Raw genomic sequence first — 16,725 nt, 5'->3', positions numbered from 1 at the left:
GGAAAGCGAGAAGTGACTGCAAAATCAGGAGCGGGACGCCCACGAGGAGCGAGCGGGTGAGAGATTTGCTAGATCACAAAACGGGGAAATCGAGACGATCCTGATTCATTTCGTCGGCAGGTTGCCGCCGTTGAAGTAGGACGAGAGAGGCGAGGACTGAACGGCCTCAAGAGGGGGATCACTTCCGTCTGGATCAAACTGAAGCGAATGCGGTTGCGACTCCGATCATCGGGGTCGCAACCATTCCGGCAGTTGACGGGGAAGAGTCGTCCCACCCATGTCGAGGGTGGGACGACTCTCGAATCACGTCCGGTTCAGGAAGCTTCCGGCTCATCCGTGGCGGGCGATTCCACCTCGGGTTCGCTAGGCGTTTCCACAACGGGTTCGCTGGGCGATTCCGCTTCGGGCTCGCTCGGTGATTCGGCGGGTTCTGTATCGCCGCCGAGCCGGAACAACGGTCCGCCAGCTCCGAGGCCACCCTTCAGGTTGGCGGGCTCTTCTCTGGCGGGTGCGGTGGTCGATCCCGAAGTCTCGGTTTCATCCCGCTCGGCGGGCGAATCCTGAGCCTTCCGGCGAGACAAGCCGATCTTTCGCTCGCCGCGATCGACGCGGAGAACTCTCACTTCGATGTCGTCGCCGACGTTGACCACTTCCTCCGGACTGTCGATCTTGTGATCGGCCAGTTCGGAGATATGCAAGAGGCCTTCGAGGCCAGGCTCGAGTTCGACGAAGACGCCGAAGTTCGTCAGCTTGGTGGCCTTACCCGTGACGACATCGCCGGCCGTGTATCGGTCGGGGATATCCGTCTCCCACGGGTCTTGGCGCAGCTGCTTCAGGCCCAAGGCGATCCGCTTGCGCTCCAGGTCAACGCTGAGCACCTGGCAGCTGACGGTCTGACCCTTTTCCAACACTTCGTTGGGATGGCCGATCTTCCGGGTCCAGCTCATGTCGGAGACATGCAACAGGCCGTCGATCCCCTCTTCAACTTCGACAAAGGCGCCGTAGTTGGTGAGGTTGCGGACGGTCCCTTCGACCATGGTGCCGGGCGGATACTTCTCGACCACCTGATCCCACGGGTCGGCCTGGGTCTGCTTCATACCCAGCGAGATTTCTCGCTTTTGCTGATTGATACCCAGAACGACGACCTCGACCTGCTCGCCAGCCTGAACGACTTCGCTGGGGTGGTTGATGCGTCGAGTCCAGGACATCTCCGAGATATGGACCAGGCCTTCGATGCCCGATTCCAACTTCACGAAGGCGCCATAAGACATGACGTTGACCACTTCGCCGGTGACGCGAGCGCCAACAGCGTACTTCTCCGCGACCTGCTCCCAGGGATTGGCGGTCAGCTGCTTCAGGCCAAGGGCGATCTTGCCTCGCTCCTTGTCGACGTTCAAGATCATCACTTCGATCTTCTCTTCGACACGCAGCCGCTCGCCTGGGTGCTTCAGTCGCTCCCAGCCCATATCCGTGATATGGAGCAGGCCGTCGATGCCGCCGAGGTCGACGAAGGCACCGAAGTCGGCGAGGTTCTTCACCGTACCGGTGCGGACCTGACCCACGGCGATATCAGCCAGAAGCTGCTCGCGGAGGGCAACCCGCTCGGTCTCGATGAGACTTCGGCGCGAGACGACGATGTTGCGCCGGTCCTCGTCGATCGAGAGGATCACGCAGCGGACCTCGCGGTCGAGGTAGTCCGCAATATCGGGTGGGCGACGGATATCCACCTGGCTTGCAGGCAGGAAGGCGTTGATCCCGATGTCGACCAGCAACCCGCCCTTGATCTTGCGGGTGACTTTGCCGGTGACCACGTCGCCTTCGCGATGCTTGGAGACGACGCGTTCCCAAGCCCGCATGCGGTGGGCTTTTTTGCGGGAGAGGACGACTTCCCCGGTCTCGTCGTCCATTCCCTCCAGGAGCACTTCAACTTCATCGCCGGGTTTGGGAGGTGACTCCTCCTCGTCCCATTCGTGGAGCGAGACGAGACCCTCGGACTTGTAGCGGACGTCAACGACGACCTGGTCGCCAACGACCTCGACAACCTTGCCGAGGACGATGCTACCGGCCACGACGCTTGGGCCGTCCTGGAGGAGGAAATCCAGGTCGAATTCCTCGCCGTCCACGTCCTGGACGTCGAGTTCACGGAGGAGGTTACGATCTACCATAGAGAGTGTGGGTTAACTTTACGTGAGTGTGTCCGGCCCCGTCACGGGTCGGCTGCACGCGCAGTCGGTCCGGGTCCGTCGAGGTCGTTTGGCTCGGAAGCGGTGGAGACGCCCACCGCCCAAGTATGGGTCGGACGCGAGGCGAAAAGAAGATCGTACCCCAAGTCATGGGTCGACCGACAGACCGGTTTTGTAGAGACGTTGGATCGCCCGTGTCCGACGGACCGATCAGACCATACCTTGCTAACGTTGGCAAGGCATCGCGAAAAAGGTGGACGGAGCGTTCCTCTCCCTGGGATCGGCTCCGCAACACCCCCGCCAGCATGCGCGCAGCCCCATCCAGTAGACATCTTAAAGATTTTGTCAAACAGGCTTTACGCCATTTCGCCAGAGCTCAATCGATACCCCTAAATCGGCCGCGTCGAAGGAGAGATCCCCTCAGATCGCGAAGGCTGGCGCGGCGTTGAAGTTCGATTTCGAGGGCGTCGAAGGTCGCTACAAGCCGCAAAGAAAAGTTCTTCTCCGACACTCGGCTCATCGCGCGAATGGGAAGAAATTCCACAGAATTTCCAAATTTGAATCGGGGACCAAGCAATCCAGATGCAATCGGAGGGGTGGCGACTTCAGATTTCAAGGGCGTCCCCTTGAGTGAGGTGATGACACCTCGGATGCTCAAGAATCACCCAGTTACCCCAAACCACCGATCGCTTCGCTTGTGAACGGCTCGAAGGGGAGGGTACGTTCGATCACTGCAGCATTCGTTGGGCGGGCATCGAGTTGATCAAGTCACGGGTTGGTAGCAGGACGTGCTCGCTTCAGTCCGTTCGCGCGAACAGGGTGCGTTTCGACGTGGTCTTGAGAGATTGATTCTCCCGGCGAAGGAATGGTCGCCCTCCAAAATGAACAAGGATCCGCGACCGAACGAAAGAACCGATGATTCTTGCGGTTTCCGCAACGGGTTGGATTGCAGGAGCACGGCCGGCCCGGAAATCCATCGAGATTCTCGCCCAGTCGCGGATCGCCGAAAAAAAAAGACGAGAGCCAACGCCCTCGTCTCATCGAACTTCCAACTTGCTCGGTCGACCTCAGCCCTTCTTCGCTTCCCAGTCGCGAGACTGAGCCTCACCGTTGCGCTCGAATTCCACCTTGCCCTTGATCGTGTCGCCGCTCAGTTTGCCTTTGTAGGTCTGGACAAACTTGTTGCCGCCGAATTCCCGGGTCACCTTGAACGAAACGTCGTCCCCGTCCACCTTGCCGTCTTCGATCTCCGTCTCAGTGTTGTTTCGGCCGGAGACGGTGCCCGTCAGCTTGCCGCCCTCGTGCTTCAGCTTGAGGGTCGTCTCAAACGTCTGACCGTTGCGTTCGACACTCCACTTCCAAGTGCCGGTCGGATCGGCTGCCAACACCGGGACGGCGACGCAGAGCAGAGCGACGCTGAGAAATCCGCAGATTCGGCTCAAGGGAACCTCCTGGGTTGATAAGGAGAATTGGACCTCCCACGAATTGAGGGGGAGGCGAACGACATTGAAGCAGGCGCCCCAGCCCGGGTCAAGGATCACGCAGATCGTGACTGCAAGTCACCAGGACCGCCCAACTGGACGAGTTTCATGAGTTGCCAGACCATGAGCAGAGAGCACTCCGCCAGCTTGAGACGAAGTGGAGGAATGTGTTCGCAGCTTCATCAATCCTGAGCCGACAGGTTCGATTACTTACCGAGCATCTTAGCGACAACATAGATGCCAGCGGCCCCCATGACTCCACCTCCCAGCAACAGATAGATCAAAGAATACTGAGCGGCCGCAACGACAACCGGAATCATCTCGAGCGTATTCATCGGAATCTCCTAAGTAAGCCAATGTCCTTAAGCGAATCGTCTTTTGCACCAAACAGGTGCTCGACGCGCTAATGACAATGAATATTCTAACGCAACAATTCAATCAATTCTGAATACTCTGTCATGCCAAGAGGCGTTCCTTGACGTGGTCGGCGGATTGCCGCAATCCCTTCAGTATCAGAAGCAAGCCTCGTGCCAAGGAAAGTCGATTGCTTCTGTTTCGTGGGCTTGTGCTCGACCGCCCCTCGAATCCACTCCAATCAGGCTCTCCAGCGACGGTGTGATCTCGACTGAGCCTGATAGAAGCGTTGCCTGCCCCCCGGACGCGCGGATCGGGTGCGCGTAACTGCGCAATCCAGAAGTAGCGTACGGCCCGACGCTCGAATATTTGAAATAGGACGGGCTCGGGTTCCCAGTAGTATGAAGGAGACACCAGACGTTCTACGGAGGTCGTCATCATGGCGAACGGGCAATCGCAGGCGGTCCCCAAGCGATCCACAAAGGCCCTGGGTGCAGCAGGGATGAGCGACGGTCAATTGCTGGGGCACTTCAACGCTCATCGCAACGAATCGGCCGACAAGGCCTTCGCCGCTCTGGTTCGTCGGCACGGGCCGATGGTCTTGCGCGTTTGTCAACAAATCCTCGGCGACCGTCACAACGCCGAGGATGCTTTTCAGGCCACCTTCCTGGTCCTGGCGCGGAGGTCCAGGTCGATCGGGAAGCCGGAGCTGCTGGGAAACTGGCTGTACGGAGTGGCCTTGCGCACGGCATGGGAGGCAAGGACGCGGGACGGGCGCAGGCAGCAGCGTGAGGTCAGGACCGCGGAGCGTGCCTACCGAGAGTCGTCCGACGACGTGGACCGGCCCGACCTGATCTTGATCGACCGTGAGGAGTTCGCGGTCCTCCACGAAGAGGTTTCTCGATTGCCTGAAAGGTATCGCATCCCGGTCGTCCTTTGTGAACTTGAGGGCTTGACGTACCAGGAGGCGGCCTATCGGATGCGTTGCCCAGTGAGCACGATCGGAGTGCGGTTAAGCCGTGCGCGGGAACGGCTTCGAGTGCGAATGATCCGACGCGGGATTCTCCCGGCGGCTGCGCTGATCAACGCCATGTTCGGAGCCGAGGGTGCCTCGGCCTTGGTGACTGCAATGCTGGTCGACTCCACCGTCCGTGGTGCAGCCGGATTCGTCGCGAGCGACGTAGCGGCGACGGGGTACGTTTCGACGTCGGTCGTTGCCTTGGCCGATGCGGTGCTCAAAACCATGGCCGCGGCCCGAATCAAGGTGGCAACGAATCTGGTGCTGGCCATCGGCATCACCGCAACCGTGGGCTGGGTTGGCATTCATCAGCAGCCTTGGTCTTCTTTCTCGTTGGGACCGAACCCGGCCCGATCAAATCGCGAGTCAGCGAGATCGAATCAAGCGGCCGCCGAGGTGACGATCGGTCGTCCGCCGCTCGGCTCCAGTATCGGAATCGCTCCCAAGGCTGCCACCCCGACTGCGAATGCGGTCCGCAACCCGGATCCGCAACGGGACGGACCGCTCGTCGAAGTGATGAACGATGCCTCGGAGAAGTCGGCAGCTCAGGTCACTTTATTGCGCATGGGAAGACCGATCAACGAAGAGCAAAAGCGAGGTGAGCTGCTCTTCGCCAAGGAATGGGCTGCCAACGACGCGTTGAGTCGCGGTGGCGATGGGCTAGGGCCGGTCTACAACGAAACCTCGTGTGTGGCCTGCCATGGCCTGGGCGCTCCCGGCGGGGCGGGGCCGGAGAACAAGAATGTGGTCATCCTCACAGCGCTCTCCGACAGCCGCCGAGGTTTGCCCAAGAACCTGGATCGGATCCATCCCGGGTTTCGCGGGACTCGCAGCACCGTCCTCCATCGCTTCGGCACCGATTCCACTTATGGATCTTGGCGAAGACACTTTCTCGAGCGCCAAGGCAAGAAAGCCACGCCGGCTCCCGAGGACGACGGTGAGGCTTCCGTCGAATCCCACATCGGCAAACTCGCGGACCAGACCATCTTGAATCGCGGGCTTCGTCCACGCGCGTCGAGCTTGCCGATGGAGCCAGGCCTGACCCTGCTCGTTTCCGAGCGGAATTCCCCCGCACTTTTCGGGGCGGGTCTGATCGATTCAGTCCCCTCCGTGGTCCTGATCGACGAAGCAAAGCACCAGGATGCCGACATCAGAGGCCGGGTCAGCCGCGATCCTAAAGGCCGAATTGGCCGCTTCGGCTGGAAAGCACAAATCTCCAGCCTCCACGAGTTTGTCCGAGGTGCTTGCGCCAGCGAGCTCGGTCTGGAAGTCACCGGGCACTCACAAGGAGTCTCGCCCCTCGCCTCTGACGTAAAAGCGAAAGGTCTCGACCTCATCGAACCGGAGTGTGATGCCCTCGTGTCCTACGTCCGATCACTTCCCGCGCCGGTCGTTATCGATCCTTCGGGGCCGCACGGCACGAAGGGCATGGGAGAAGGGCGCCGGCTGTTCGCCGAAATTGGCTGCGCATCCTGCCACGCGCCGTCGCTCGGAAATGTTCGCGGGATCTATAGTGACCTGCTCCTTCACGAGATGGGCTCGAGTCTAAGCGATTCGGGAAGTTACTACTGGATCGACGGATCCGAATCCCTGGGGGGGCCGAGACCTGGAGAATGGCGCACCCCACCCCTTTGGGGCTTCCGTGATTCCGCCCCTTATTTACATGACGGTCGAGCACAGACCTTGGAGGAGGCCATCGCCCTGCATGGAGGCCAGGCGAAAGCCGCGGCGCGTCGATACTTCGCGCTAACCTATCAGGAGCAATCCCAGATCGAAGCCTTTTTGAAATCGCTCGTCGCCCCCTCAGCGGCATCCTCGGCTGGGGTTATGCTCGCGTCCGAGCTCGAGTCTCGACTTGAACCGGACGAGGTCCGTGAGGCCGAAGCGCTCGTTCGCAAAGAACGCGAGGAAGCCGAAGCACGCGACGTGCAAAACCAACTCGAGGCCCGACAGCGCCAGCTTGCGGCGAAGTCGGCGCAACGCGCCCGCCAAAAATACCCAATCGCTCGCAACCTGGAAAAGTCCGGAAAACTCCCAGGAGCCCTGAAGTTCTATCGCGAAATCCTTGGTGAAGCTCCCGATACGGTCGAGGGCCGATCGGCCGCGGCCCGAATCTCCGCGCTCCTTCGATCGCCTTGAACTCTCTCATCCACCTTCGAGTGATCAGTTATGAATGATTCTCTGCAACCCCGGCCTGACTTGGTGCGAGATGAACTCGCCGGGGATTCGAGCGCAAAGACCAAGGCCTTCGCCACTCATTCGCTGTGATCAGGTTGGCTCGAAACCCATCACGATGCCGTGACAAGTTGGAAAGGACGCCAGAAACGTCGAAAGAAGTCACCTCAAAACAAATTCCATTCTGAGTGACAATTCTTGCCGATCCCAAAACGAGAACGCAATCGGAAGGCTGATGAGCCCCTCCGGTTGCGTTCTTTTGCATTCCCAGCGATCCCGCGTTCCGACCACTTCCAAACGGTTCGAGTCCGGCTCAGCCCCCCGTGTTGGTCTTCATGTCCCAGTGCTTCTTGCCGGCCGACTTCGTGATCCCCTTCTCGTCCTGGGCCAGGTAGTCGATCTCGATCTTCGAGTAGTTCAGGCTAATCTGGTCCATCGGTACCTCGCCGCCCTGCGAGCCGCCGGTCTGGTAGCTGGAGATCAACAAGTCGGACATGGTGACGACCAAAAAGTTTTGCTGCGTACCGCCCGCCTTTCGGCAGGTTAATTTGGCTTCCTTCAAGTGCTTGCCATTGGCGCAGAAGAGGAAGAGGCTAGGCGAAGCCGAGTTGTTCCGCATCACGAAGTGAAAATCATTCATCGACACTTTTCCAGCGCCAGCTCCGGTGCCGTGCGAAGACGCACCGAGTTGGCTCGCTCCCCAGCTGAATGACTCGATTTCAATCTCGCCCGCGTGCCCCTTGTCCTTGGATTCACCCTTGACGTCGGTAATCTTCAGAAACATGTCGACTGCCATCGAAGTCCTCTCCTCTTTCTCTACTCTTAGTTGAGTCCGGCAGGCCATCCCTCCCGGACTGCTTTCATTACGAAATCGCGGAAGCCCGGTGACGTGACACCCATGAATAATTTTAGGATTCGGATCGGAGCCGAAATATCATGCACTCTGCGGCGTGGAGTTCGCTCGGTTCGACGAAGTCGCAAGGGAGGCACATCCTGCTTCCTTCTGTGCCGACCACGGGAGATACTTGTCCTCAATCAATGACTCCCCGACCAGTCTCCCCGCACGTTGAACCGAGGTCACGACCACGCGGAAGCAACCCGCGTTGGGCGAACAAGTTCCCGGAGGTTCCCAATGTCCATGATTCCGCCGCACATCCGCTGGCGACAGTTCAGTCGAATCGCCATCGTCCTCGGCGCCGGGACGGTCGCGTATGGCGACGACTTCGCTCCGAAATCCGACGAGCAACAACTGCCGACCGCCATGCATTCGGCAATGAGCGAGCGGCCCACGATCAGTGTGGGCAGGACCGGTACCGACCTGATCGGGGCCGACAACCGGGCGCTCCAGGCGGCCGTCGATTACGTCGCGGGACTGGGCGGCGGCGTCGTCGAGATCGGCGAGGGCGAATACCTGATGCGTGATTCCTTGCATCTACGCTCGAACGTGACCGTCCGCGGCCAGAAGGACAAGACGATCCTGCGGAAGGCCGATGCGGTGGTCGCTCCTCTGGCCCTTGACGGCGATTTCGGCGAACAGCAGATCACGGTCGAGACCCCCTCCGGTTTCGCGGTGGGTGCCGGCGTCGCAATCTGGGATGACAACGCCGGCGGCTTCCATACGACCGTGGCCCGCGTGACAGGCCGCCACGGAAAAACGTTCTCGATCGATGCGCCGCTGATGGCCGACTGCATGGTCGCCAACCATGCGAAGGCGGCCACTGTCTTCCCCGTGGTCAGCGGTGTGAACCTCCAGGGGGCAACCGTCGAGAACCTCGTCATCGAGGGATCCAAGAATACCAATCCCATGCTCAATGGCTGCCGAGGAGCGGGGATCTACCTTTACCGCGGCTTTGGCACGGTGGTCCGGAACTGCGTCGTGCGGAACTACCACGGCGACGGGATCAGTTTCCAGCAGTCGAATGATGTGTCCGTCATCGATTGCATCAGCGAAGAGAACTCCGATCTCGGACTTCACCCCGGGAGCGGCTCGCAACGCCCCGTCCTGCGCAACAATGTGGCCCGGAACAACGGGACGGACGGCCTGTTCCTCTGCTGGCGCGTCCGGCATGGGGTGTTCGAGAACAACCGCCTGGAGGCGAACGGTCGGTTCGGCATCTCGATCGGACACAAGGACTCCGATAACCTGCTGCGTGGCAACCAGGTGATCCGCAACGGCTCAAACGGCGTCTTCTTCCGCAACGAGACAACCGGGATGTCCCCCCACCGCAACCGTCTGCAAGCGAACATCATCGAAGACAACGGTCGAGAGCCGGGCACTGCCGGCATCCGAGTCCGCGGAGAACCCACCGGCCTGATTTTCGAGGACAACGTGATTCGTGACACGCGCGTGGGGGCCAAACAGCGGCAGACCGTCGGCATCCTGGTCGAGGATCGAGTCGGCCCGATCCAGATCGAGACGAATCAGATCGAGGCGACCACCGCGATCGACGACCACCGCCGTGAGAAGGCGAAGCCCGAAGCCCCGAAGTGATCGGCCAGCGACATGCGCCACGCGACGAGTTGCAAACCCGTTCCGATTTAAAGCAGGGAGTCGGTCAAAGCGACGGCCTTGGAGGCGTACGGTAGGCGGTCCGTGAACGCACTTCGTCCTGCCCAGGTCACGATCAGCTCGTCCGTGGCCCGTGTCAGGCCGACATACAACAGGTTGCTATCACGAACCTCGTCGGCCTGCTGCCGGTTCGGCAGCAGGTCCAGTGCGCAGAAGATGACGGCCGTGAACTCGAGCCCTTTGGCCGCGTGGACGGTCGCAAGTCGCACACCTGGCTGAGCGAGCGAACGCACCCCTCCGGCCCGATCCGATTCGTTGGAGATCCAACTCACCTCGCCCGTACGCCTCAGGAGCTGGCAGAGGTCGTCGATCCGTCCTCGTTCGTTCCGGGGGTAGAGGATGGCGATTTCCTTCGCAGCGATCCCTCTCTCGCGGAATCGCTGGACCAGCCGGGCGATCAACGCGTGCTCCTCGTCAACCGTGCCGCAGCCGCGGTAGCAGGGGACCGGACCGCGACGGAGGACACGCGTGGGCACGAGCCGGACGAGAGTCTCTGACTCGGCGTCATCCTCCTTGACGGTCGATTGGGCCACCTGCCAGGCGAACTCCAGGATCTGCTTCGTGTTTCGATAGTTATGCGTCAGTCGGCGCGACCGCCCCCTCGCCTGGACTCCGACGCTCGACCAGGTGAACTTGCGGTTGCGACCGTAAAGGCTCTGAGCCCCGTCGGCCGCGATCAGCATGTCGCCATCGGGTCCATCGCGTAGGAGGCTCGTGGCACAACGGAACCAATCCGGCTCGAAATCGTGAGCCTCGTCGATCAGGATCGCGTCATATTTATCTGCTTCTGTCCAGTGATCCGTCCCTCGAAGCATCGCCGCGATGAGTCGCCGTTCATAGTCGTCGAAGCTCTCGCCCTCGCGCTTCCGAAGCCCGGTCTTCCGCGCCACCCACGAGTGAAAGTGACGGATTTCGATATTCTTTGGGCTTCGTTTTCCAAGCCGCTCGACAAGATCCGTCGCCAGCGCTTTGTTGTAGCAAAGGATCAAGACCTTTTTCGCCACGTTCTGAAGCGCGATGAGTTGGGCTCGCGCCAAGATCAAAACCGTCTTCCCTGACCCCGCAACACCGAAGACGATGTGGTGTCCGTCGCCGAGTGAACGAGCCACCTGCTCCTGGCGAGCGTCGAGAACGTCGAAAGCCACCGCCCCCGGCAACAACAACTGCCCCTTCGGAACGGAGGCCGCCGTCGCGGGCCTCCTGCGCACGACGACCTCCTTATGGAGGACGCCCTTGACCGTCTTGACCTGATCCTCGGTCAACGGGTCGAAGGGAAACGGGGCGGGGAACATCGCCTTGAGCCGGCGGATGACTGCGCGATCGCCGGCACCATCCATCGACGTCAGCTCATCGCGACAGATGACCTTGTCAGGAGGGAAGAGGTCAGAGAGCCTCGCGGAGACGAGCTGGCCGCGGGTGATATTGGTCAAGATCACCCCGTACCCCCAGGGAAAACACGGTTTCCCCCGATGTTCCCCCTCAGGCTGACGGAGGATGGCATACTCAGGGCGAGCCAAAGTATCCATCAGGATATTCAGGTAATCGCGGACTTGCCGGATCGGGTTCTTGTGCATCTCAACCTGGGTCTGCCCCCCCTCGGTCCGATGCAGCTCAACCTCCTGGTCGGTGACCCGGGCGATCTGGCCAGCGTACCAGCCCTTGACTTCCAGGACGATCAGGCCGAAGTCGTCGGCCAAAAGCGTGAAATCCGGTCGACGGTCGCCGACGACCGGCTCGTACCAGGCCGTGTAGTTGTCGGGCAGGGAGTCCCGCAACAACCCGTAGACGCGTTTCTCCCCTACAGTCGCCTTGGAAGGACAGAAGTCGGGGATCAGAATCGCCATGGGATGCGTCGTCCTGCTTTCAATCCGATGCCGATTTTCTCAGACACCAAAGTCAACACCGGCGTCCCCGCTCAGCGCATCAAGCAAACCCGCTCATGGTAGCAGTGCGGAGCATCTCTGATTAAGTAGACAAACGGCCATATCGCCGCTCGATTGGCTCGTACGAAGAGAATTGAACCGGCGGCCCGCCTGGCAGAATTCCACCGATGAGTCACTCGGGTTGCGACGATATCATCCTGAAACACGAACGGACGGGGTTTCTTAACAAGAGACTGCGGACCTACCTTCGGAAAAGCCGAATGTGTACAATCGAACAGAATCGGGGTGGATTAAGATCCTGACCCTATCCGTCCTGTCGGTAGGCACCTGATTTCGGACGACCCGCCTTCGATGGCTCGTCCGCGTTCGGAGTCGGCCCCGAGAATTCATCGCGAGGAAGCGGCGGGGCATGTCCCGCCCCTGGAAATCCATGAAAGTCGTGATTGCCGAAAAGCCATCCGTCGCCCGCGAGCTGGCCGCCTTCCTCGGCGCCACGACGCGCCGCGACGGGTACTACGAGGGGAGAGGATATCAGGTAACCTGGGCCTTGGGGCACCTGGCGACCCTCAAGGAACCCCACGACTACGACCCGGCCCTGAAGCGCTGGGCGCTGGAGACTCTCCCGTTCGTACCCGATCGCTTCGGACTGAAAGTGATCGAAGACCGGGGCGCCCGCAAACAGTTCGAGGTCATCCGCCGCCTCGTCCGCGCGGCCGACGAATTAGTGTGCGCCACGGATGCCGGGAGAGAGGGCGAGCTCATCTACCGCTACATCCTCGACCTGACCGGCTGCGTGGCCAAGCCCTCCAAACGGCTTTGGCTCAGCTCGCTAACCGAGTCGGCCATTCGTGAAGCGTTTGCTCGCCTCCGACCTCTTTCTGACTACGACACCTTGTTCGCCGCGGCTCGTTGCCGGAGCGAAGCGGATTGGGTCGTCGGGCTGAACGCCACCCGCTATTACACCGTCCGGTATCGGACCCCTGGGCTACTCTGGAGCGTCGGACGCGTTCAGACCCCCGTACTTGCGATGATCGTTCGACGGGACGACGAGATTCGCACGTTCAAGCCCGAGCCGTTCTGGGAGCTCCTGACTCGCTATCGCGCGGTCACGTTCAAGTTCGCGGGAAACCGGTTCCTCAAGGAAGAGGAAGCCCAGGCAGTCCTTGAACGCGTGCAAGGGCATCCCTTCACGATCCGGGGAATCGACCGAAAGCCCGAACGAGTCCCGCCCCCACAGCTCTATGACCTGACGGATCTGCAGCGAGACATGAACCGTCGGTATGGAATGTCGGCCGACGCCACGCTGAAAACGGCCCAGTCTCTTTACGAAGCCAAACTCCTGAGCTATCCCCGAACCGACTCGCGCTACCTCGGTAGCGATATGAAGGCGAAGGTGCCCGCAATTCTGGCCGAGCTCCGCTCTCTCAAGCCAGGCGAGATTGAAAAGCTCGACCTGAAGGCGCTCCCGTTCAGCGGGCGAATCATCAACGACCAGAAGGTGAGCGACCACCATGCGATTATCCCGACCGGGAAGACGCCTGGCGATCTCGCGCCAATCGCTCGCAAGGTCTTTGATGCGGTCGTCACCCGCTTCATCGCCGCCTTCTATCCCCCTTGCCTCAAGGAAGTGACAACCGTCTCCGGGCTCTCGAACACGGTCCCGTTTCGGGCCCGGGGTGTTCGAATCGTTGACCCCGGCTGGACCGCGCTTTATCCCCGGAATCAGGATGACAAGAAAGAGGAGGAACAGGATCTTCCCGAATTCCGGTCCGGCGAGAGCGGCCCTCACGAACCGACGGTCAAGCGAGGAGAAACCAGTCCGCCCAAATCCTACACCGAGGGAGCCTCCTCGGAGCGATGGAAACGGCCGGGAAGCTTGTGGACGATGAGGAACTCAAGGAAGCGCTCAAGGAGCGGGGGCTCGGAACGCCCGCGACACGGGCCTCGATCATCGAGACCCTGCTTGCGCGGGGGTACATCACTCGGGAAAAGAAGACGCTGGCCGCGACGGACCTGGGCCGTTACCTCGTGGCGCTCATTCAAATCCGAGGATTAAAGAGTCCCGAACTCACGGGAGAGTGGGAGGCTAAGCTCCGAGAAATCGAGCGCGGTCGACTCGACGCCCGAAGCTTCATGGGCGAAATCGCCCACTATACCGGCGAGGTCATTCGCTCCGGCGACGAAACCACGGTCGACCCGCACCGGCTCGGCGACTGTCCGCGTTGTGGCCGCCCGGTGATCGAGGGAAAGAAGGGCTACGGCTGCTCCGGCTGGCGCGACGGATGTAAATTCGTGCTCTGGCGAGAGTTCCAGGGGCGCACCCTCGGGGAGGGTGAAGTCCGCGAACTGTTGCAGCGACGCGTGCTCTTCGGGATAGCAGGGGCCAATGGCCCGAGCGGCGTGATCCTTCACCTAACGGACACAGGGGACGTGACCGAGATCCCCGTTCCGGCCGGGAAGCCGAGACAACCGAAGAAACCGAGTCGTCGACCGGACTCCCCGCGGAAATCACCGCGAACGGGCCGACGAGGGGCGGCTCCCCAACATTCCGAGAACGTCCCTACAGGCGAAGAGAAATCGAGCTTCGCATCCGTCGCGCTCGGCGCATGTCCCCTCTGCGGAGCTGGCGTCGTCGAACAGGAGAAAGCCTACAGGTGCGCTGGCTCGAAGGGAGATTGCCGATTCACGATCTGGAAGAAGATCGCGGGAAAATCGATTGGCATCCGCGCAGTCCAGGCACTCCTCAAGCAGGGGCGGACGGCCGTGCTCAAGGGTTTCCAATCGAAAGCAGGGAAGCGTTTCGAGGCTCGCTTAAAAGTTGATGGAGGCGAGATTCGCTTCGATTTCGAGAAATGAAACGCGGAACCGGCTGGCCGGGCTGGGAACGATGACCTGCCAGGGCAATTACCTCGCCCGTGAAGTCGACTCGGCCGACGCAGGTCACAACCCAGGCGCTCAACCGCGTTGACAATCTCGCGTTCCTGAGCGATGGTCTGTGCTCAACCACTCTCCCGACCTCAAGAGCCCAGAACCAATGGACCCGCAGGCCCCTATCGAGCATGACGTCGATGGTCGGTGTCTCCGTGATTACGACCTGATCACGCTCCAAGCGCTGTCCGGCCGATTTCCGGACGTCGACTCGGCCACGGCCGAGATCGCTCGCCTGGCCGCGGTGCTCACGTTGCCCAAGGGGACCGTTCACGTTATCAGCGACGTCCACGGCGAGGACAAAAAACTAAGGCACGTCATCAACAACGCCTCCGGCACCCTACGTCCGCTCGTTCAGGGCCTTTTTGCCGAAAAGATGACCGCCGAGGAGTTCCAGGAATTCCTGACACTCATCTTCTACCCGGCCGAGATGGTCGAACGGTTGGAACAGACCCTGCTGGCCCCGGAACAACTCCGTTCGTTCTGCACCCGAACACTTCGTCATGAATTTGAGCTGGTTCGCGTCCTGGCGGCGCGTTACAGCCTGAAACAGGCCATGGAAGTCTTCCCGGCCGAGTACCGTGATCTCATGGCCGAGATGCTTCACCAGCCAACGACGGAGCGCGACAAGACCTTTGTCGAAGCCATCGTCGACGAACTCCTTCGCCGAGGCCAGGCACTCCACCTGATTCACCTCACGGCGCGGCTCGTGCGCAACCTGGCGATCTCCGAGTTGATCATTGGAGGCGACTGCTGGGACCGGGGACCGCGGGGCGATCGCGTGGTCGACTACTTGCGTCAGCAGCCGAAGGTCTCGTTCATTTGGGGCAACCACGACGTCGCATGGTTGGGGGCCAGCTTCGGCCACGAGGCCCTCATCTGCCACGTCCTCCGGCTTTCATTGCGGTACCGGCGACTGGGCCAACTCGACGAAGGGTACAGCATTCCCCTCACTCCGCTGGAGCACCTGGCCCGCACCGTGTATGCCGACGACCCCGCATCCGGCTTCATGCCCAAGGCGAGCGGCATGCGCCCCGACCAGATCGTCGCCCGAATGCAGAAGGCGGCCGCAGTGATGCAGTTCAAGCTCGAAGGGCAGGTGATCGAGCGCAACCCTCATTGGCAGATGGAGCACCGCCGCCTACTTCACCACATCGACCAGACCGAAAAGTCGATCACGGTTGACGGCGTCCGATATCCGCTGAAAGACACGTACCTGCCCACATTGGATCCTGCCGCCCCCTACGAGCTTACCGAGGAGGAACAGCTCTGCATCGACCGCCTTCGTCGCTCTTTCCTGGCCAGCCAGAAGCTTGGTGAGCATATGCTCTACCTCGTGAGCCACGGCTCGATGTACCTCGTTCGCGACGGCTGCTTGATCTTCCACGGCTGCGTACCGGTCGACCGAGACGGGCAGTTTCTCACGATGAGCATTGAGGGACAGCACTTGGGAGGTCGAGCGCTGTTCGACGCAATCGGCAAGGCTATCCTGCGGACGGCGGATCAGCGTGCCGTGAAAGACCTGGACTTGCTCTGGTATCTCTGGGGTGGAGAACGCTCACCACTCTTCGGTAAAGACCGAATCACGACCATGGAACGCGACTTCATTGCCGACAAGACCACACACCACGAGACCAAAAATCCGTATTTCGAGCTGATTCACGAACCCTGGTTCTGCGACCGGATCCTCCGCGAGTTCAACGTCGATCCGAAAGAGGCTCTGATCGTCAATGGCCACGTCCCGGTGCGAATCGAGACCGGGGAGAACCCGATCAAACGGAGTGGCAAGGCAATCACGATCGATGGTGCGTTCTCCGAAGCGTACGGCGACCACGGCTACACCCTGGTGTTGGAGGCTGACCGGACGCTGCTCGCCGAGCATTCGCACTTCGAGTCGGTGGAGGCCGCGGTTCGCGACGGCGTGGACATTATCCCCAAAGTCTCGGTGGTCCGGACCTGGGACCGCCCCCACCGAGTCGCCGACACCGAACGGGGCGACCAAATTCGCGGCGAAGTCAGGATGCTCGAGCGACTGATCGAGGCTTACCGCAATAATGAGTTGCGGCAGAGCGGACAACGACCCTGGGCCCCTCGATAGCCATTCAGTCTGCACAAATGCTCGGCCTCGTACCCC

At 60.8% G+C, this 16,725-nt stretch carries 9 protein-coding genes and 1 pseudogene; 5 read left to right on the top strand and 5 right to left on the bottom strand.

From position 1 onward, the window contains the following. Window positions 1–314: 314 nt before the first annotated feature. The 3 genes from V5E97_RS33490 to V5E97_RS33480 form a co-directional block, all read right to left on the bottom strand. A complete protein-coding gene (locus V5E97_RS33490; protein WP_406695881.1) occupies window positions 315–2,165 on the bottom strand; it encodes a 30S ribosomal protein S1 in 1,851 nt (616 codons plus the stop codon). A gap of 1,085 nt (window positions 2,166–3,250) precedes the next feature. After that, window positions 3,251–3,625, bottom strand: a complete 375-nt coding sequence (locus tag V5E97_RS33485; RefSeq protein ID WP_406695880.1) for a DUF2147 domain-containing protein — start codon at window positions 3,623–3,625, stop codon at window positions 3,251–3,253. A gap of 245 nt (window positions 3,626–3,870) precedes the next feature. Next, a complete protein-coding gene (locus V5E97_RS33480) occupies window positions 3,871–3,999 on the bottom strand; it encodes a hypothetical protein (protein ID WP_406695879.1) in 129 nt (42 codons plus the stop codon). Between the two features lie 458 nt (window positions 4,000–4,457). Between V5E97_RS33480 and V5E97_RS33475 the strand changes: the two genes are divergently transcribed. Next, window positions 4,458–7,175, top strand: coding sequence for a sigma-70 family RNA polymerase sigma factor (locus V5E97_RS33475; protein WP_406695878.1), 2,718 nt, complete (start codon window positions 4,458–4,460; stop codon window positions 7,173–7,175). Between the two features lie 349 nt (window positions 7,176–7,524). Here V5E97_RS33475 and V5E97_RS33470 read toward each other — a convergent pair whose 3' ends face one another. After that, a complete protein-coding gene (locus V5E97_RS33470; protein WP_406695877.1) occupies window positions 7,525–8,007 on the bottom strand; it encodes an Hcp family type VI secretion system effector in 483 nt (160 codons plus the stop codon). Between the two features lie 336 nt (window positions 8,008–8,343). Here V5E97_RS33470 and V5E97_RS33465 point away from each other — a divergent pair, with 336 nt between their 5' ends. Next, window positions 8,344–9,702 carry a right-handed parallel beta-helix repeat-containing protein gene (locus V5E97_RS33465; protein WP_406695876.1) on the top strand — a complete coding sequence of 453 codons (1,359 nt, stop codon included), beginning with the start codon at window positions 8,344–8,346 and terminating at the stop codon, window positions 9,700–9,702. A 47-nt stretch (window positions 9,703–9,749) separates the two neighbouring features. Here V5E97_RS33465 and V5E97_RS33460 read toward each other — a convergent pair whose 3' ends face one another. Continuing rightward, window positions 9,750–11,624 (bottom strand): 3'-5' exonuclease, encoded by a 1,875-nt coding sequence (locus V5E97_RS33460; RefSeq protein ID WP_406695875.1) that lies wholly within the window; start codon window positions 11,622–11,624, stop codon window positions 9,750–9,752. Between the two features lie 448 nt (window positions 11,625–12,072). On the opposite strand from V5E97_RS33460, the pseudogene V5E97_RS33455 reads away from it, so the two are divergent. The 3 genes and pseudogenes from V5E97_RS33455 to V5E97_RS33445 all read left to right on the top strand — a co-directional run. Then, window positions 12,073–13,739, top strand: a pseudogene (locus tag V5E97_RS33455) (DNA topoisomerase 3); the annotation flags it as partial. 57 nt (window positions 13,740–13,796) lie between these two features. Further along, window positions 13,797–14,519: a type IA DNA topoisomerase gene (locus tag V5E97_RS33450; protein WP_406701257.1), complete on the top strand. Its 723-nt coding sequence runs from the start codon at window positions 13,797–13,799 to the stop codon at window positions 14,517–14,519. Window positions 14,520–14,697: 178 nt separating this feature from the next. Continuing rightward, window positions 14,698–16,689, top strand: a complete 1,992-nt coding sequence (locus V5E97_RS33445) for a fructose-bisphosphatase class III (RefSeq protein ID WP_406695874.1) — start codon at window positions 14,698–14,700, stop codon at window positions 16,687–16,689. The last annotated feature ends 36 nt before the right edge of the window (window positions 16,690–16,725 follow it).

This window comes from Singulisphaera photorubra (genome assembly GCF_045290345.1).
Classification (GTDB): Bacteria; Planctomycetota; Planctomycetia; order Isosphaerales; family Isosphaeraceae; genus Singulisphaera.
This window is presented reverse-complemented; position numbering and strand designations above follow the sequence as displayed.

Excerpts from the sequence above, each read along its gene's own strand:
- V5E97_RS33480 (WP_406695879.1), bottom strand. The coding sequence starts at position 3,999 with ATGAATACGCTCGAGATGATTCCGGTTGTCGTTGCGGCCGCTCAGTAT.
- V5E97_RS33460 (WP_406695875.1), bottom strand. The coding sequence starts at position 11,624 with ATGGCGATTCTGATCCCCGACTTCTGTCCTTCCAAGGCGACTGTAGGG.
- V5E97_RS33445 (WP_406695874.1), top strand. The coding sequence starts at position 14,698 with ATGGACCCGCAGGCCCCTATCGAGCATGACGTCGATGGTCGGTGTCTC.
- V5E97_RS33475 (WP_406695878.1), top strand. The coding sequence starts at position 4,458 with ATGGCGAACGGGCAATCGCAGGCGGTCCCCAAGCGATCCACAAAGGCC.
- V5E97_RS33450 (WP_406701257.1), top strand. The coding sequence starts at position 13,797 with ATGGGCGAAATCGCCCACTATACCGGCGAGGTCATTCGCTCCGGCGAC.
- V5E97_RS33490 (WP_406695881.1), bottom strand. The coding sequence starts at position 2,165 with ATGGTAGATCGTAACCTCCTCCGTGAACTCGACGTCCAGGACGTGGAC.
- V5E97_RS33470 (WP_406695877.1), bottom strand. The coding sequence starts at position 8,007 with ATGGCAGTCGACATGTTTCTGAAGATTACCGACGTCAAGGGTGAATCC.
- V5E97_RS33465 (WP_406695876.1), top strand. The coding sequence starts at position 8,344 with ATGTCCATGATTCCGCCGCACATCCGCTGGCGACAGTTCAGTCGAATC.